Raw genomic sequence first — 17,199 nt, 5'->3', positions numbered from 1 at the left:
ATGATGAAGGGGCGCCCCGTCGCGCGGACCATCGACGAGTACCTCGCCGGAGTCCCGGGCGACGCGCGGGCGGCTCTCGAGAAGATCCGAAGGACGATCCGGGCGGCAGCGCCGAAAGCCACCGAGGTGATCAGCTACCAGATGCCGGCCTTCAGGGACACGCGCCTTCTGGTGGCGTTCGCGGCTTTCAAGAACCATTGCAGCTTGTTCCCGATGAGCATGGCGGCCATGGCTGCGCACAAGGCGGAGCTCGCCCGATTCGAGACCGCCAAAGGAACGATCCGGTTCACGGTCGACAAGCCGCTCCCCGCCTCTCTGGTCCGAAAGATCGTGAAGGCGAGGGTGGCGGAGAACGCGGCGAAGGACGTAGGCCGCCGGCTGTTCTAGAATGGTCGCCTGTGTTGAACGTCCTTCTCGCCGCCACCCTCGTCACCCTCACCGCGACGCCGTTCCCCCTCCCCGGCGCCTCGGGGGCCATCGGCTTCGACGACCTCTCCTTCTTCCCTAAGCTCAAGCGCGTCGTCATCCCCGCGGGGCGCGCCGGGAGCCTCTACCTTATTGATCCCAACTCAAGAGCGGCCGAGCCCGTCACCGGCTTCAGCGCGGAGGCCCCCGGGAAGGGCGGACACGGCGAGGGGGTCACGTCGGCGGACTTCGGCCGGGGGCTGATCTTCACCACCGACCGGACCTCGAAGAAGCTCGACGTCGTCGACCCCTTCTCGAAGAAGATCGTCTCGAGCGTGCCGCTCCAGGGGGGCCCGGACTACGTCCGGTGGGTCGAGAAGACGGAAGAGCTGTGGGTCACCGAGCCGGAGGACGATCGGATCGAGATCTTCTCCCTGCCGCCGGGGGCCGCCCCGGTCCCCGAGCACAAGGCCTTCCTCAAGGTGCCGGGAGGGCCGGAGAGCCTCGTCATCGACGGCGACCGCGCGTACACGAACCTGTGGGAGGACGCGACGATCGCGCTCGACGTCAAGGCACGCGCCTTCAGCGGCCACTGGCCGAACGGGTGCAAGGGATCGCGCGGCCTCGCGCTCGACGCGAAGCGCGGGTTCCTCTTCGTCGGCTGCGCGGAAGGAAGGGCCGCCGTCCTCGACGCGCGCCACGGCGGGAAGCTCCTCGACGAGATCCGAAACGGCGACGGCGTCGACATCATCTCCTTCGACCCCGGCCTCTCTCATCTTTACTTCCCCGGCGGAAAGAGCGCGACGATGGCCATCCTCGGCGTCGCCGACTCCGGGAAGCTCTCGCTCCTCGGGACGGTGAAGACCGCGGCCGGAAGCCACTGCGTCGTCGTGGACGACCAGCATCAGGCCTGGGTCTGCGACCCGCAGGCCGGGGGGCTCCTCCTCGTCGCGGACACGCTTCCCGCAGCCCTCCCGTGACGGCAACGCGCGCCGCGGTCCTTCTTCTCTCGGCGTGCGCCGCCTTCGCCGACGCGCCGGCCCCCGACACCGCGCCCCTCACCCTCGATCAGGCGATGGAGATCGCCCTCGCGCACAACCCGACCCTCGCCGCCGCGCGCTTGTCGGGGGCGACGGCGGCCGCGCAGATCGGCGTCGCGAGCGAGCGGCCGAACCCGGCGCTGACGATCGAGGAGGACAGGGAGACCCCTAAGGATTCGCTCACGCTGTCGTTCCCGGTGGAGGTCGCGGGGAAGCGCGGGAAGCGCGTCGACGTCGCCGAGGCGGGGCGCAGGAGCGCCGACGCGGCCGTCGCCGCGGCGATCGCCGACACGCGCGTCGCCGTGAGGCGCGCCTTCTACGGCCTCGCCGCGGCGGAGCGACGAGCCGAAGAGCTCCAGGCGATCCGGGACCTCGCCGCGCGCACCTCGGCCGCCGCCAAGGATCGCTTCGAGTCGGGGGCCGCCCCGAGGCTCGACCTCCTGCAGGCCGAGCTCGCCGGCGGCGACGCGCAGAACGGCCTTCGCGAGGCGCGCGCGCGGATCGCCGCCGCGGGGGCCGATCTGAACACGGTCCTCGGCCGGACTCCGGGAGAGCCGGTGTCGGTGGCGACCGGGCTCGACGCGGCCGAGCAGATCTCCGCCGACACGGCGACCTCGATCGCCCTCGCCTCGAGCGCCGAGCTGGCCATCGCGAACGGCCGCGTCGAGGAGGCCCGCGCGCGCGTGACACTCGCGAGGGCGCAGAGGATCCCCGACCCCGTCCTCGACGCCGCCGTGACGCACCGCGGAGAGCCCGACTTCGACTGGGGATGGCGCGCGGCCGTCTCGTTCGAGCTCCCCCTCTTCACGACGCACCGCGCCCTCGTGGCGGCCGAGTCGGCGGCGCTCTCGCAGGCGATGGCGGAGCGCGATGCCCTCGACGCGCGGATTCGAGGGGATGTCTTCTCGGCGCAGGCCGTGGCCGCGGCGTCGAGGGAGCAGTACATGACCTTCCGGGATGAGATGCTGCCGCGCGTGGCGGAGGTGGAGAAGATGGCCGAGGACTCGTACCGCTCGGGGCAGACGGGACTCGTCGCGATGCTGCAGGCGCTCCAGACGGCGCGCGATCTGAGGCTCCGGGCCGTCCAGGCCGGCCTCGACTACCAGCTCGCCGTCGCGGATCTCGAGCGGGCGATGGGAGCGCCGCTGCCATGACGCTCTCAGCGTCAGTGAACATGCCGCGCGCCGCGTTCACCCTCGCGCTGCTTCTCGGAACCGCCGCCTGCGCGGAGCCGAAGGAGGAGATCGAGACTTCCGAGAGCGTCCCCGTCGCGGTGCAGCAGGTCCGGCGAGGGACGATCAAGGCCACCGTCTGGGCGACGGGGATCGTGAAGCCGGCCCCCGACGCCGAGATGATCGTGACGGCACCGCAGTCGGCGCGGATCGCCGAGATCCCGAAGGCCGAAGGGGAGTCGGTGCGCCGCGGGGATCTGCTCGTCAGATTCGAGATCCCGTCGCTCCACGCGGACCAGGAGGCGCGGGCCTCGGACCGCGCGCGCGCCCGCGCCCGCCTCGAGAACGCGCAGGCGGCCGCCACGCGCGTGGCCGGCCTGTTCGCCCGCGGCATCGCGGCGGGGAAGGAGGTCGAGGACGCCGAGCGCGAGCTGGCCGAGGCGAAGGCCGCCGTCTCCGAGGCCGAAGGCGGCGTGACGGCCGCGGGACTTCTCGGGCAGCGCGAGACGGTGACGGCGCGCTTCGACGGCCTCATCGCCGCGCGCTTCCACAATCCCGGAGATCTCGTCGAGCCAGGCTCCGGGGATCCGATCCTTCGCGTCATCGACCCGCGGCGCCTCCAGGTCGAGGCCTCCGTCCCCCTCAGCGTCCTCGCGAAGGTCGCCGTGCGTGACCCGGTGGTCATCCGCGGGCCCGAGGAGGGAGGGGGCGTGGCGGGGGTGGTGACGGGCCGCGCCGCCGCCGTGGAGCCGCTGTCGGCCACGGCGCGGATTCGCGTCGCCTTCACGAGCCCGACGGCGCTGCCGGCCGGCACCCCCGTCCAGATCGAAATTGAGACGGACGCGCACGAGGGCGCCCTGCTCGTCCCGATCGCGGCCCTCGTCCGCGAGAAGGAGGAGAGTTTCCTCTACGTCGTCGACAGGGGGGGGCACGCCCACCGCAAGACGGTCGGGGTCGGCATCGTCGCGCTCGCCGACGCCGAGATCCTCTCGGGCGTGGCCGAGGGGGATGCGGTCATCGTCCAGGGACAGCAGGCGCTCCCCGACGGCGCCGCCGTCTCCGTCGAGGCGCGATGAACCCGGCGCGCGTCGCGGACCATCACGCCCGCGCGGTCCTCCTCCTGACGATTTTCGCCGCCGCGGCGGGAGCGTTCGCCCTCTCCACGCTGCCGAGCGGCATCTACCCGACCCTGGAGTTCCCCCGCATCCTCGTCATCGCGCACAACGACAGCGCCCCTCCCCGCTCGATGATGCTCACGGTGACGCGCCCGCTCGAGCAGGCGGTGATGGAGGTGCCGGGGGTGCGGCGCGTCCGCTCGAGGACCTTCCGGGGGGCGACCGAGATCTCGGCGAATTTCCAGACGGGCACCGACATGGTCGTGGCCCTCCAGCAGCTCCAGGGGCGCGTCGATGAGGCGCGCGCGGGGCTGCCGGCGGACGTCGATCTCACCGTCGAGCGCCTCACGCCGGCCGCCTTCCCGATGTACAGCCTCAACCTCACCGGCGGCCTCCCCATCGCGGACCTGAGGGACTACGCCTTCTACGTCATCCGCCCGGAGCTGGCGCGCGTCGCCGGCGTGGGCCGCGTCGAGGTCCTCGCGAGCGACACGCGCGAGGCCGAGGTCGTCGTCGATCCGGTCAAGCTCTTCTCGGCCGGGCTCACGGTGCAGGACGTGAGCGCCGCCCTCCGCTCGGCCAACAGGCTCTCGCCGGTCGGCCGCTATCCCGAAGGGGGGAGGCAGCACCTCGTCCTCGTCTCCGGCCTCTGGGACTCCATCGATCAGATCGCGACGACGCCGATCGCCACCCGGCAGGGAGCCACGCTCCGGGTCTCGGACGTGGCGAGCGTTTTCCCCGGCGCGCCGGACCGCACGCTCCTCGTCACCGGCAACGGCGCGGACGCGGCCATCGTCAGCGTGTCGCAGCAGGTCGGGGCGAGCATCCTCGCGGTGCGCGACGGGATCGAGTCGGCCGTCGCCTCGCTCAGCCGGACGCTCCCCTCCGGGCTCAAGGTCTCGAAGGTCTACGATCTCGCCGAGTTCGTCGCGGCGGCGATCGCGAGCGTGCGGGACGCCATCCTGATCGGCTCCGTTCTCGCCGTCGTCGTCCTCATCCTGTTCCTGCGCGACTGGCGGATGACCCTCATCGCCGCGATCACGCTCCCGCTCACGGTCCTCTCGACCTTTCTCTTCATGAGCTTCTTCGGCCAGACGATCAACCTCATGTCGATGGGAGGGCTCGCCGTCGCCATCGGGCTCGTCATCGACGACGCCGTCGTGATCGTCGAGAACATCCACCGGAAGCTCGGGCACCGGGACGCCATGCGCGCCGTCGAGGCGGCCACGGGGGAGCTCGTGGCCCCGGTCGTCGGATCGACGCTGACGACGGTGGTCGTGATGCTCCCTCTGGGCCTCCTCGGGGGCGTCGCGGGGCAGTTCTTCCGATCGCTCTCCTTCACCCTCTCGACCGCGGTCCTCATCTCGCTCGTCCTCGCGCTCACCCTCATCCCTCTCCTGAGCATCTTCGCGTACCGGAAGGAGTCGCAGATCCACCGCAAGCTGGCGAAGTCCGGGCGGCTGGAGACGACGTACGCGCGGGCGCTCGGAGCCGCGATGCGGCACCCCGCCCTCGCCTTCGGCTCGATGATCGCCCTCGCGGCGCTCGCGGCGGGGCTCTACGCCGTCGTCCCGTCGGGGTTCCTTCCCGAGATGGACGAAGGGGGGTTCGTCATCGACTACCTGACGCCGCCCGGCACCGCCCTCGAGGAGACGGACCGGCTCGTCCGCAAGGTCGAGGCGATCGTCTCGGCCGTTCCCGAGGTCGCCTCGTTCTCGCGGCGCACCGGGTCCGAGCTGGGCCTCTTCGCGACGCAGCAGAACAAGGGGGACATCCTGGTCCGGCTGAAGCCGCGCTCCGAGCGATCGAAGAGCGCCGACGAGGTGATTGCCGAGGTGAGGCCGAAGGCGATCGAGGCGGCCCCCGGCGCCGAGATCGAGTTCGCGCAGCTCCTCCAGGACATGATCGGCGATCTCGAGGGGGCGCCGACGCCGATCGAGGTCAAGATTTTCGGCGACGACCCCGAAACCCTCTCGAAGCTCGCGGAGGAAGCGGAGCCCATCCTGAGGACCGTGGACGGCGTCGTGGACATCGTCGGACCCCATCGCGGCAACCCCGAGCTCTCCTTCGACATCGACACCGTCGCCGCCGGGCGGGCGGGGCTCTCCGTGGACGCGATCTCGAGCCAGCTCTCCGCCGCGTGGCTCGGGGACATGGCGACCGACCTCAGGCTCCTCGATCGGACCATCCCGGTGAGGGTCCGGTATCCCGACGCCGATCGCTTCGATCCCGCGCGGCTCGGGAACACGCCGATCCGGGGCGAGGGGGGGCGCGTCGTCCCCGTCTCCGCCCTCGCCCGCGTGGTCGCGAGCGACGGGCAGAGCGCGCTGACGCGCGAAAACTTGAGGCAGATGGGGCTCGTCACGGCGCGGCTCGAAGGACGGGACCTCGGGAGCGCCGTGGCCGAGCTCCAGGCGCGCCTCCAGAGTATGAAGCTCCCGGTGGGATACTCGCTCGAGGTGGGAGGGCAGTACGCCTCGCAGCGCGCGGCGTTCAAGGAGCTGGTCACGGTCTTCGGCGTCGCGGCCTTTCTCGTCCTCACGATCCTGGTCATCCAGTTCCGCGCCTTCGTCCCGGCCGTGCTGATCCTCGCGGCCGCGCCCCTCTCCTTCGGCGGGGCGTTCCTCCTCCTGTGGGCGTTCGGCGCCGAGCTGAACGTGTCGGCGGCGATGGGGCTCATCCTCCTGGTCGGCCTCGTCGTGAAGAACGGCATCGTGATGATCGACTACGCGCACCGCCTCCATGCGGGCCACGGGGGCTCCCCCGGCCGTCCCATGCGCGAGGCGATCGCGGAGGCGGCGCGCGTGAGGCTCCGCCCGATCCTCATGACGACCTTCTGCACCCTCTTCGGCCTCCTCCCCCTCGCCCTCGGCCTCGGCTCGGGGGCCGAGCTGCAGAAGCCGCTGGCCCTCGCCGTCATCGGCGGCCTGGGGCTCTCCACGCTCGTCACGCTCCTCGCCGTGCCGTCGATGTACGCGGCGATGAGGAGGGAAGGGACGCCGCCGGCCTTGCCAACTTGACCTCTCAGGACTACATTATGGTCATGAAGACGGTCAAGATCGCGGATCTCAAGGCACGTCTCAGCGAGCACCTTCGCGAGGTCCGACGCGGGGGCACCCTGACGATCATGGATCGGAGCACGCCCATCGCCTGGGTGATCCCCTATGCCGCGGGAGGCGAAGCGCTCGTGGTGCGTGAGCCGGCCGGAAAGTGGGCGTCCCCGAGCAAGGTCCCCTTGCCGCCGCCGCTCAAGGTCGATATCGATATCGTGGCGCTCCTGCTCGAGGAGCGGGAGGGCGAGCGCTGATCGCCTACCTCGACTCGTCGGTGCTGCTCCGAATCATCCTCGGGCAGAGTGGCCGCCTGAAGGAGTGGAGATCGATCCAGCGGGGGGTCGCGAGCTCTCTCGTGGAGGTCGAGTGCCTCCGGACGCTCGATCGCCTCAAGCTCCGTAAGGAACTCCGCGACGAGGAGATCACGGTCCGGCGCGAGGCCTTCTTCCGGCTCTTCGAGGAGGTCGAGGTCGTGGAGCCGACGCGCGCGGTGCTTTCACGAGCGTCTCTTCCCTTCCCCGTTCCGCTGGGAACCCTCGACGCCATCCATCTTTCGACCGCGTTGCTCTGGCGGGAGCGCGGCCGCGCGGATCTCGTCATGGCGACCCACGATGCCGCCCTGAGCGCCGCCTCCCGGGCCTGCGGCCTGCGGGCCGTGGGGGTCTGACCGGGCACCCCCCTGATCTCCCGAAAACGGCTGTTAACGCCTCCCCCCTCCCCCCCGTTGTAGGGGGGGCAGGAGGAAGACAACGATGCACGAACTGGCACCGATCCTTGGGATGTGGGGCATGTTCGCCGTGATTGGCTGGTCCGTCTACGTGATCATGCACAACCGCAGGCAGCAGGCCGTGGCGAAGACCCAGGCCGAGATGCAGGCCAAGCTCCTCGACAAGCTCAGCTCCAGCCAGGATCTGGGAGAGTTCCTCAAGACCGACGCGGGGCGGCACCTCTTCGACGCCACGACGGCCCCCGAGCCATCGAGCCCGTACCGGCGGATCCTGGGTTCCGTGCAGGCGGGGCTGATCCTGGCCCTCCTCGGCGGCGCGACGTTCCTGTTCGCGGGGAAGATCCCGGACGCCGATCAGGAGCTGACGGTCTTCGGCGCCATGTGCTCGGCGGTCGGGGTCGGGTTCCTCATCTCCTCGGTCGTCTCCTATAAACTCTCGCAGAGCTGGGGGCTCTTCGAGCGCCGCAACGGAAGCGCGAAGTAGGCGGCGGGCGGGGGGAGCATGACGTCAGGGATGAGCGTCGCACTCGACCGCATCGCCGCGCGGGAGGAGGCGCTCGAGGCGTTCAGCATGGATGAGGACGAGTTCCGCGAGCTCTACGCCCGGACCTCGCGCCCCCTCCACGGCTATCTGTGCCACATCTCGGGGAGCGTCACCCTCGCCGACGACCTGCTGCAGGAGAGCTACTACCGGTTCCTCCGCGCGCGCCGCCCGAAGATGACCGACGACCAGATGAAGTCGTACCTGTTCAAGATCGGCGCGAACCTCGTTCGCGATCACCTTCGTGGGGCGAAGCACCGGGAGCTTCCCGCGGCGGAGGGGCTCATCGAGTCGACGGCCGGGGCCGGCGACGAGGGGGAGGCGGCCGGCCGGCGCGCCGACATCGCGCGCGTGCTGAGCGAGATGACCCCGCGCTACCGGCAGCTCCTCTGGATGGCGTACGTCGAGGGGGCGAGCCACGTCGAGATCGCGGAGGTCGTCGGGCTCAAATCCCAGAGCGTGCGCCCGCTGCTCTTCAGGGCGCGCGAGAAGATGCTGTCGCTTCTGAAGAAGCACGGCCTCGCGCCGGCGAACGCCGGCGAGGTGAATCGATGAACATCCCGGTGTGCGACCGCGAGGAGGCCGTCCTCCGCGCCAGCCGGCAGGATCGCTGGACCGACGAGCTGCGCGAGCACGCCCGCGGCTGCGCCGTCTGCGCCGACGTCGCGCTGGCGGCGAGCTTCATGAACATGGGAAGCGCCGCGGCGGCCGATCACCCCCTGCCGGACGCGGGTCTGGTCTTCTGGAAGGCGCAGCTCCGTGCGAAGCGAGACGCCGTCGCGCGGGCCACGCGCCCCATCGCGGTCGTCGAGCAGGCCGCGTGGGCGTGCGCGATCGTCGTCGTGGGGGCCGCGGCCGTGTGGGCGGTTCCTGCATTCATGGGATCGATGAGCGCCGTGGCCGTCGCCTCGGCTCCAGCAACAACGGCCGCGCAAGGCTCCGGGCTCGGGCTCGGTGCGCTGCTCGCGCTCGCGCTCCTCCCCATCGCCCTCACCATCACCGTCATCCAGACCGCGAAAGTCCGGAAGTAGTGCCGATACCCGATTCTCGTCATCGGGGCCGTGGCGCTCATCGCGATCGCTGCCGGGGTCGTCGATCTCTCGAAGACCGACTGGGGGAAGGCGTGGACCACGTTCGAGCGGGCGAGCCTCGCGACTTTCCTCGTCGCCATCCTCACCGAGGAGGGTTTCTTCCGTGGGTGGCTCTGGGCCTCCCTGTCACGCGGCGGGGTGGGGGCTGCTCCGCGGAATGTCGGGCTCGGTGGTCGTCTCGAGCCTGAGCCACGGGCTGTGGAACGGCCTGGCCTACGTCTTCTTCGGGTTCGGGGCGAAGATCGGCGCGCTCGGCGTCGCCAACACCGCGATCTTCGGTCCCGAGGTCGGCGTGCTCGGGCTCGCGATCAACGCGACGTTCGTCGCGCTCATCTGGCGGTGGTGGGCGCGGCGGGTTACAGCGGGAGGGGCTGGCCGTGCCGGTCGAGGATCGCTCCCGACTGCTCCGGCGTCAGCGCTTCGATCGTCCGGATGAGCGCCGCGACGGACTCGGCGATCCCGAGCGTCGCGCTCGCCCCGCCCATGTCGGTGCGAACCCAACCGGGATGAAAAGCGGCGCTCACGACGCCGTCGCGCGACAGCTCGAGCGCGAGGAGCTTGGCGACCATGTTGAGGGCCGCCTTGCTGATGCGGTACGACCAGGTCCCGCCGCTCCGGTTGTCGGTGATCGATCCCATGAGCGACGAGATGTGCACGAGCTTCGGTGACGCACCGCGCTTCAGGAACGGGAGCAAGGCGCGGCTCACGCGAATCGGCCCGAGCGAGTTCACGTCGAAGACGCGCCGCACCTCGTCGAGGTCGAGTTCGGCGAGCGAGCCGCCGCGGGTGCCGGCCATCGCCGCGTTGTTGACGATCATGTCGAGGGCGTCGGTCATCCCGCCGACTGTCGCCGCGGCCGATGCCACGGAGGCGTCGTCGGAGACGTCACAGACCACGCCATGGAGCCTCCCCGGAAAATCGCGCCCGAGTGACGTCAGGCCCTTCGAGGCGCCGGGGTCCCGCGCGAGGGCGAACACTTCGCACCCGGCGGCGAGCCACTGCGACGCGAACTCCAGGCCGAGGCCTCGGCCGGCTCCCGTGACGGCGACCCGCTTCATTTGGCCTTCACGAACTCGAGCGCGGCCGAGTTGAGGCAGTAGCGCTGTCCCGTGGGCCGGGGGCCGTCCGGGAAGACGTGGCCGAGATGACCTCCGCAGCGGCTGCAGACGACCTCGGTCCGCCGCGTGAAAAGGCTTCTGTCCTCGTGCTTCTCGATCGCGGCGGGAGCGAGGGGGTCCCAGAAGCTGGGCCACCCCGTCCCCGACTCGAACTTCGTCGCGGAGCTGAAGAGATCCTGCGCGCACGCGACGCACCGGTACATGCCGGCCTCGTGGTTGTCCCAGTACTTTCCCGTGAAGGCGCGCTCCGTCCCCTTCTGGCGGACGATCTTGTACTGCTCGGGGGTGAGGAGCTGCTGCCATTCAGCGTCGGTCCTCTCAATCCTGTCTGGCCTGTCGGGTCTTTCGGTCATGATCACTTCTCCGTGTGCGAGTGAGCTCCGTCCCAGTCGGCCGGGGGCGGCTCGGCGGCGAACCCGGCGATCCGCTCCATATATAGATGATAGAGCCTCTCGTGAGGTGTCGCGTTCCCGAGGGCTTCCAGTTTCTCCCGCGCGGCGGCCCACTCCCGCCTCCGGAACTCGGCCAGCGCCTCGTGGTACCCCTTGAGCCTGACGAGCGCCGCGGCATCGACGTCCCGCTCCTCCCCGAGGGGCTGGTGCATCGTCACGGCGGCGGCGCGTCCCTTCACCCGGGCCCGATCGATCTCGCGGTAGACGAAGCCGGCGGCCTTGTCGCGGGTCGCCTCGCTGACGAGGATCGGGACGCCGTACACCTTCGTGAGCCCCTCGAGGCGCGACGCGAGGTTCACCCCGTCGCCGATGGCGGTGTAGTTGAGCCGCGTGGTCGAGCCCATGTTGCCGACGACGACCTCGGCGGTGTTGACTCCGATCCCGATCGCGAGCGCCGGCAGCCCGTCCCGCTTCAGCTCCTCGTTCAGCTCCTCGAGGGCGCGCGCCATCCCGAGGGCGGCCCTCACGGCGCGCGCGGGATCGTCTTCGTGCGCGATCGGGGCGCCGAAGAGCGCCATCAGCGCGTCGCCGACGTACTTGTCGACGACGCCGCCGTTCTCCTCGACGACGCGGCTCATCCGCGTGAGGTACGCGTTCAGGAGCGAGACGACCTGCTGCGGGGAGCGCCCCTCCGCGAGCGGGGTGAAGTTCCTCACGTCCGCGAAGAGGATCGTCACCTCGCGCTCCTCCCCTCCCAGCTCGACCCCTGCGCTCAGGAGCCGGTGGGCGATCTCGGGGGAGACGACCTTGCCGAGGAGATTCCTCACGCGGTCCTTCTCCTCGAGCCCCTTCACCATCTCGTTGAACGACGCCGCGAGATGGCCGATCTCGTCCTGCTGCGGGATGTCGATCCGCTGGCTGTAGTCCCCCTTCTCGACGCGACGCGCGCCTTCGGCGAGGCGGAGCACCGGGCGCGTCACCGATCGCGCGATGGCGACGCCGACGACGAGCGTGAGGATCACTCCCCCTATGAAGAGGAGGGCGAGATCGTTCCGGAGCGCCCGGTACGGGCCGAGCGCCTCCGCGAGCGAGCGCTGGAGGACGGCGATGACGGGAGTGCCGGTCGCGCCGGCGATGGGTGTCGCGAGGGCGACGTACTCGACCCCCGCCATGTCGAGGGCGAAGCTCCGATCGGCGATCCACCCGCTCCCGGCGAGCGCGTCGGGGAGGCGGCCGGCGATGGGCGTCGCGAGCGTCGTCGCGAAGACGTCGAACCGATCGCCTGCGCCGCGCTGCATCAGCGTGACGTCGACGAGGGTCTGCCTCGCGAACTCCGCCACGAAGGGGTCCTCCATCAGGAAGCCGACGCAGATCCATGCCTCGGGGATCGGCGCGAGGAGCGGGACCGTCACCATCATGTAGGGGCGGGAGTCGAGGAAGACGATGGAGGTGATCCGGGACTCCCCCCTCTCGGCGGCCGCGTCGATCGCCCGCATGAACGGGAGCCTCGCGCCCCGGGCGTCGGGGTGGAGCGTGTCGGCGGCGATCGTCCCGTCGAGCCCGGCGAGCAGCATCACGTCGGCGCCGATGCGCGATCGCTGGTTCTCGAGCGCCGAGAGGATCGTGTCGGCGTCCGACGTCGCGTACGCCGCCTTGAAGGCGAAGTCCCCCGAGAGGAGCTTCGCCGCGCCGACGAGGCTCTCGGTGCGGGACGTCAGGATCTTGCCGAAGACCCCGGCCACGTACTCGAGCTGCGCGTCGATCTGCGCGCGCGCGCTGCGCACGTGGGCCGCGTTGATCGTGTAGAAGGCCGCCGCCTCGACCAGGACGAAGAGGCCCAGGAAGAAGACGAGCAGGCGCGCCTGGAAGCTACGGAAGCGCACGGGAGGCGCCTCTCGCCGCGATGCAGCGGATCAGGGGTAGGCGGCGGCGCCGTCCCGCGGCGGCCGCGTGCTGCGCATGGGGGCCTTCAGCGCCATCTGGAACGAGACGGGCGCGGGATCGGCTGCTCCGACGGTCGCCCGCACGTGCTCGGCTTCGGCCGGATCCTTCGCGCGGGGGTGGAAGGCCTCGACGTCGTACTCGCCGGCGGGGAGATCGACCAGGCGCGCGCTCCCGTCCCTCCCCGTCTTCGAGAACCACGGCGAGTCGACGACGTAGACGTAGCCGATCATCCAATCGTGGATGTTGCATCCCAGGATCACCAGGCCCGCCCTGTCGAAGACGACCGGCTGCGCGGGCACCCCCTTGTAGAGCGGCAGCTCGAACTTCTTCGCGGGCGAGAACGAGTACACATGATGCCGGATATTGTCCTTGTTGGGGAAGATCACCGACGCCCCGACCTGGACGACCTTCAGCGCCGGCACGAACTCCTTGTCGATCTGGTCGATGACCTCGGGGGGGCGGTCCCCCTTCGGCTTCGGCGCCGGCGAGGCCGGGATCGCCACGATCACGGCGTCCTCGACCGGGGCGCCGGCCGCGTCGCGCACCGTCACGTCGAGCGAGGCGGCGCGCGGGGCGCCGGCGGCGGCCGCGACGGCGGCGCAGAGGATGGCGATCCACGGCAGTCTCATCTCACCCCTCGGGCTCAGAATCGGTAGAGGAAGACCCCGGTCGCGCGGTCGATCGTGTAGTCGAGGCCGGCCGTCGCGAGGGCGAGAACGCGCTCGACCGAGAGGTCGAACGACGCGTGCCGCCCGGCGGCGAGGTTGAGCCCCACCTTGAGATCGTGCGACGTCGCCTCGAGGCGGTAGGCGACGAACGCCGCGCCGAAGACCGCGTCGGGAAGGAGCGTCTTCGACGCGGCGCGCGCGGCGGGGTCCTTCGGGGACGACGACGTCACGTCGCCGCGGCGGATCTCGTACGAGGCGTGGAGCGCGATCCTCCGCCACGGCGCGGCGTCGGCGCGCAGGGAAAGCGCCGTGGCGCGCTGGCCGAAGACCTCGTCGTGGGCGGTGCGCCCCGTCCAGCTCCCCTCGGCGGTCATGGTGACGACAGGGCCCGCCTGCCATCCGCTCCGCACGCGCCCCTGGTAGAGCCATCCCTCGCGCGCCGCGTCGCGGACGTCGTCGTGGGCGGCGGAAGCCGCGATCTGAATCCACGGAGCCCCCGCCCCGAGCCTCGTCTTGACGGTCCAGGCGACCGAGCCGCCGGGCATGACGCGATCGAGGCCGTCGAACCGGCTGAAGTCGGCCGCGGCGAGCGTGCCGAGAAGGGTGAGGCTTCCGCTGGTCGAGAGCTGGAACCTCTCCCCCGCGAACCCCGAGAAGGTCGCCGCGCCGTCGCCGCGCTCGTCGGCGCCGCGCCGCGCGCGGTTGACGTTGTCGTCCGACGTGACGCCGGTCTGGATCTCGCCGACCCACGCTGCGGTCGCGGGCGAGGAGGCGGCAAGGGCGAGGACCAGGGCCGGAGCGAGGGCTCCTCGCGCGCGCAATCCCAATCCCGTCCCCCCCATCATGATGGAGCGTCGGCGACGCCCGGAAAACCAGCCGGAAGCTACACGATGTCCCGGTATGTCTCAATCGTGGCGGGCGCGGCAACCCATCCCCCCCCGGCGGGGTCCAAGTCTCCGATTCGTCCACAACGCCGGAGGATACGACCATGCGAATCCCGCTCCCCGTCGTCGTGCTCGCCCTGCTCTGCGCCCTCCCGGTCTTCGCCGAGGCCCCGCCGGTGAAGCCCGAGCACGACCTGACGCATTATCCGATCCTCTACGAGACCCCCGCGATGGCGCAGGTGAAGGTCGCTGCCGACCTCCCGTACAAGACGATCGACGGCGGCGCCCTCAAGATGGACGTCTACTCTCCGCCCGATGCGAAGGCGGGCTCGCCTCTCCCCGCCGTCGTCTTCATCAACGGCGTCGGCGATCCGCCGGACGGCGGGCCGAAGGTGAAGTCGTGGGGGCAGTACACGTCGTGGCCGAGGCTCATGGCCGCTTCGGGGTACGTGGCCGTGACGCACGAGGCGCGAGGCCCCGACCCGAACGGCGACGTCGCCGACCTGATGGCCTACCTGGAAGCGAACGGGGCGAAGCACGGCATCGACACCGCGCGCCTCGGAATCTGGGCCTGCTCGGCGAACGTGCGGGCCGGGCTGACGTACGCGATGGGGCATCCCGACGCATCGCTTCGCGCCGCGGTCTTCTACTACGGCGGCGGCGACGTCGCCTCCCTCAGACCCGACCTTCCGGTCCTCCTCGTCCGGGCGGGGAAGGACTCCCCCTTCATGAGCGATCTGATCGCGCGGCTGACCCCGAAGATCACCGAGAGCAACGCCCCGTGGACTCTCCTCAACCTTCCCGGCGCGCACCACGCCTTCGACATCTTCGACAACACGCAGGAGACGCGCGACGCGATCCGACGGACGATTGGCTTCTTCGACGAGCACCTCAAGCCGGTGGCCGCGGGCGCCGTCACCGAGACGCCGGAGCGCGAGGCGCTCGGGTACTTCTTCCAGCAGGACTGGCCGAAGACCGCGGAGGCCTACGGCGCCCTCCTCGCGAAGGACCCGAACGACGTGACGGTGCTGGCGCGCCTCGGACAGGCGCAGATGCAGACGCGCCGCTTCCAGGAGGGGACCCGGACCCTCGAGCGCGCGGCGACCCTCGGCGAGGACGACCCGCAGACGTACCACATGCTCGGGCAGTCCTACGTCACGACCGGCCAGTACCAGAAGGGGATCGACTATCTGCGACGAGCCGTTGACGCCCACGGGTCGAACGGCCAGACCTTCGCCTTCATCGGCCTCGGCCACGCCGGGCTCAAGCAGTACGACGAGGCGGCGCGCGACTTCGAGCGCGCGATCGAGGCCGGCCCCGTGAACCCGTCGATGCACTACAACCTCGCGTGCATGTACGCCCTCGCGGGACGGAAGGACGAGGCGCTCTCCGCCCTCGGCCGCGCCATCGACGCGGGTTACCGCGACCGCGCCGCGATCCTCGCCGACGCCGACCTCGCGTCGATCAAGGACGAGGATCGCTTCAAGGAGATGATGAAGAAGCTCGGGTGAGCGATACTGCGGCCGATGCCCGAGACCCCCGGTCCCCAGGAAGTCCTCGAGAGCGTGTTCGGCTACCGCGAGTTCCGCCCGGGGCAGCGCCACATCATCGACGCCGTCCTCGCCGGGCGAGACTGCATCGGCGTGATGCCGACGGGGGCCGGCAAGTCCCTCACCTTCCAGATCCCGGCGCGCCTCCTCCCCGGCGCGGTCCTCGTCGTCTCGCCCCTCATCTCCCTCATGAAGGACCAGGTCGACGCCCTCACGCGTGTGGGCTTCCGGGCCGCGGTCATCAACTCGAGCCTCGACTTCGAGGAGCGCAGGGAGCGCCTCGCCCGGCTCCGCCGCGGCGAGCTGGAGCTCCTCTACGTCGCCCCCGAGGGTCTCGAGGGGTCGCTGCGCTCCCTCATCGCCGGCTGCCGCGTCAGCCTCGTCGTCGTGGACGAGGCGCACTGCATCAGCCACTGGGGTCACGACTTCAGGCCGGCGTACCGGCGGCTCGGCGGACTCAAGCAGGAGCTGGGGGACATCCCCGTCCTGGCGCTGACGGCGACGGCCACGCGACGCGTCGTCGGCGACATCATCCGCCAGCTCGGGATGAAGAAGCCCGAGGGGTTCAAGGGGTCTTTCTTCCGCCCCAACCTCGTCATCACCGCGCACAAGAAGGGGACGGGGCGCACGACGCGCGACGACATCCTCGGCATCGCCCGGCGCCACGCGGGGGAGAGCGGCATCGTCTACTGCCTGAGCCGCAAGGGAGTCGAGACGACCTCGTCGTGGCTCGCCTCACGCGGCGTGCGCGCGGCGCCCTACCACGCGGGGCTCCCCGACGACGAGCGGGCCCGCACGCAGGACGCCTTCGCCCGCGACGAGATCGACGTGGTCGTGGCGACCGTCGCCTTCGGGATGGGGATCGACAAGAGCAACGTGCGCTTCGTCGTCCACCGCGACATGCCGAAGAGCGTCGAGGCCTGGTACCAGGAGATCGGCCGCGCGGGGCGCGACGGCCTGGAGAGCGACTGCGTCCTGATGTACTCCTGGGCCGACGTCATCGGCTACGACGCCTTCCTCGGCGCGACCGAGGACGAGGAGCTTCGCGCCGAGACGCGCCGCAAGACGGTCGAGATGTTCCGCCTCGTCGACGGCGGCGGCTGCCGCCACCAGGCGATCGCGCGCTACCTCGACGAGATCATCGATCCGTGCGTCGCCTCGTGCGACGTCTGCCGCGGCGTCGGGGTCGAGTCGCTCGTGGCTCGCGTCGCTCCCGAGCGGCGCGTCCCGGGCTCCGGGAAGACGGCGCGCGGCGCGGCGATCGATCTCGGCCCCGTGGACGCGGAGCTTTTCGAGCGGTTGCGCATTCTAAGGAAGAAGCTTGCCGACGGCGAGGGGGTTCCGGCGTACATCGTCTTCAGCGACGCGGTGCTCCGCCAGATGGCCGCGGCGGTGCCGAAGGATCGCGACGGGCTGCTCGCGCTGTCGGGGGTCGGGCCGGCGAAGCTGGAGCGGTACGGCGAGGCGTTCCTCGCGGTGCTGCGGGAGGGGTAAGGGGG

Annotated in this window: 17 protein-coding genes; 12 read left to right on the top strand and 5 right to left on the bottom strand. The window is 70.8% G+C overall.

Translation table 11 applies throughout. The features are described from left to right. The 10 genes from HY049_17070 (at position 1) to HY049_17025 (ending at position 9,084) form a co-directional block, all read left to right on the top strand. Positions 1-387 (top strand): DUF1801 domain-containing protein, encoded by a 387-nt coding sequence (locus HY049_17070; GenBank protein ID MBI3450610.1) that lies wholly within the window; start codon positions 1-3, stop codon positions 385-387. A gap of 14 nt (positions 388-401) precedes the next feature. Further along, complete coding sequence (locus HY049_17065; protein MBI3450609.1) at positions 402-1,385, top strand: hypothetical protein; 984 nt, start codon at positions 402-404, stop codon at positions 1,383-1,385. Continuing rightward, the gene (locus HY049_17060) at positions 1,382-2,599 is read left to right on the top strand and encodes a TolC family protein (GenBank protein MBI3450608.1); all 1,218 of its coding nucleotides are present in this window, start codon (positions 1,382-1,384) and stop codon (positions 2,597-2,599) included. Before HY049_17065 ends, HY049_17060 begins: the two co-directional genes overlap by 4 nt. Next, positions 2,596-3,693: an efflux RND transporter periplasmic adaptor subunit gene (locus tag HY049_17055; protein ID MBI3450607.1), complete on the top strand. Its 1,098-nt coding sequence runs from the start codon at positions 2,596-2,598 to the stop codon at positions 3,691-3,693. Before HY049_17060 ends, HY049_17055 begins: the two co-directional genes overlap by 4 nt. Continuing rightward, a complete protein-coding gene (locus HY049_17050) occupies positions 3,690-6,752 on the top strand; it encodes an efflux RND transporter permease subunit (GenBank protein ID MBI3450606.1) in 3,063 nt (1,020 codons plus the stop codon). Before HY049_17055 ends, HY049_17050 begins: the two co-directional genes overlap by 4 nt. A 23-nt stretch (positions 6,753-6,775) precedes the next feature. Further along, positions 6,776-7,039: a type II toxin-antitoxin system prevent-host-death family antitoxin gene (locus HY049_17045; GenBank protein ID MBI3450605.1), complete on the top strand. Its 264-nt coding sequence runs from the start codon at positions 6,776-6,778 to the stop codon at positions 7,037-7,039. A gap of 20 nt (positions 7,040-7,059) precedes the next feature. Next, positions 7,060-7,452, top strand: a complete 393-nt coding sequence (locus HY049_17040) for a PIN domain-containing protein (GenBank protein ID MBI3450604.1) — start codon at positions 7,060-7,062, stop codon at positions 7,450-7,452. 121 nt (positions 7,453-7,573) lie between these two features. Further along, on the top strand, positions 7,574-7,996 hold the full coding sequence (locus tag HY049_17035) for a hypothetical protein (protein ID MBI3450603.1): 423 nt from the start codon (positions 7,574-7,576) through the stop codon (positions 7,994-7,996). A gap of 30 nt (positions 7,997-8,026) precedes the next feature. After that, positions 8,027-8,608 carry an RNA polymerase sigma factor gene (locus tag HY049_17030; protein ID MBI3450602.1) on the top strand — a complete coding sequence of 194 codons (582 nt, stop codon included), beginning with the start codon at positions 8,027-8,029 and terminating at the stop codon, positions 8,606-8,608. Beyond that, positions 8,605-9,084, top strand: a complete 480-nt coding sequence (locus tag HY049_17025; GenBank protein MBI3450601.1) for a hypothetical protein — start codon at positions 8,605-8,607, stop codon at positions 9,082-9,084. Before HY049_17030 ends, HY049_17025 begins: the two co-directional genes overlap by 4 nt. Before the next feature lie 416 nt (positions 9,085-9,500). On the opposite strand, the gene HY049_17020 is transcribed toward HY049_17025, so the two are convergent. From HY049_17020 to HY049_17000, 5 genes are read right to left on the bottom strand one after another with little or no spacing between them, the layout of a single operon-like run. Then, complete coding sequence (locus HY049_17020) at positions 9,501-10,202, bottom strand: SDR family oxidoreductase (GenBank protein ID MBI3450600.1); 702 nt, start codon at positions 10,200-10,202, stop codon at positions 9,501-9,503. Then, positions 10,199-10,615, bottom strand: coding sequence for a peptide-methionine (R)-S-oxide reductase MsrB (msrB, locus tag HY049_17015; protein MBI3450599.1), 417 nt, complete (start codon positions 10,613-10,615; stop codon positions 10,199-10,201). The genes HY049_17020 and msrB overlap by 4 nt, the downstream gene beginning before the upstream one ends. A gap of 2 nt (positions 10,616-10,617) precedes the next feature. Then, the gene (locus HY049_17010) at positions 10,618-12,537 is read right to left on the bottom strand and encodes a HAMP domain-containing protein (protein ID MBI3450598.1); all 1,920 of its coding nucleotides are present in this window, start codon (positions 12,535-12,537) and stop codon (positions 10,618-10,620) included. A 30-nt stretch (positions 12,538-12,567) separates the two neighbouring features. Continuing rightward, a complete protein-coding gene (locus HY049_17005; protein ID MBI3450597.1) occupies positions 12,568-13,227 on the bottom strand; it encodes a hypothetical protein in 660 nt (219 codons plus the stop codon). Between the two features lie 14 nt (positions 13,228-13,241). Beyond that, positions 13,242-14,087: a hypothetical protein gene (locus tag HY049_17000; protein ID MBI3450596.1), complete on the bottom strand. Its 846-nt coding sequence runs from the start codon at positions 14,085-14,087 to the stop codon at positions 13,242-13,244. A gap of 167 nt (positions 14,088-14,254) precedes the next feature. Here HY049_17000 and HY049_16995 point away from each other — a divergent pair, with 167 nt between their 5' ends. Together HY049_16995 and HY049_16990 are read left to right on the top strand one after the other, a co-directional pair. Next, positions 14,255-15,661: a tetratricopeptide repeat protein gene (locus HY049_16995; protein ID MBI3450595.1), complete on the top strand. Its 1,407-nt coding sequence runs from the start codon at positions 14,255-14,257 to the stop codon at positions 15,659-15,661. A gap of 15 nt (positions 15,662-15,676) precedes the next feature. Beyond that, positions 15,677-17,194: an ATP-dependent DNA helicase RecQ gene (locus HY049_16990; GenBank protein MBI3450594.1), complete on the top strand. Its 1,518-nt coding sequence runs from the start codon at positions 15,677-15,679 to the stop codon at positions 17,192-17,194. Positions 17,195-17,199: the final 5 nt, after the last annotated feature.

Source organism: Acidobacteriota bacterium (assembly GCA_016195325.1).
Lineage (GTDB): Bacteria > Acidobacteriota > Polarisedimenticolia > JACPZX01 > JACPZX01 > JACPZX01.
Note: the sequence above shows the minus strand (reverse complement) of the source record. Positions and strands in the feature narration are given on the sequence as shown.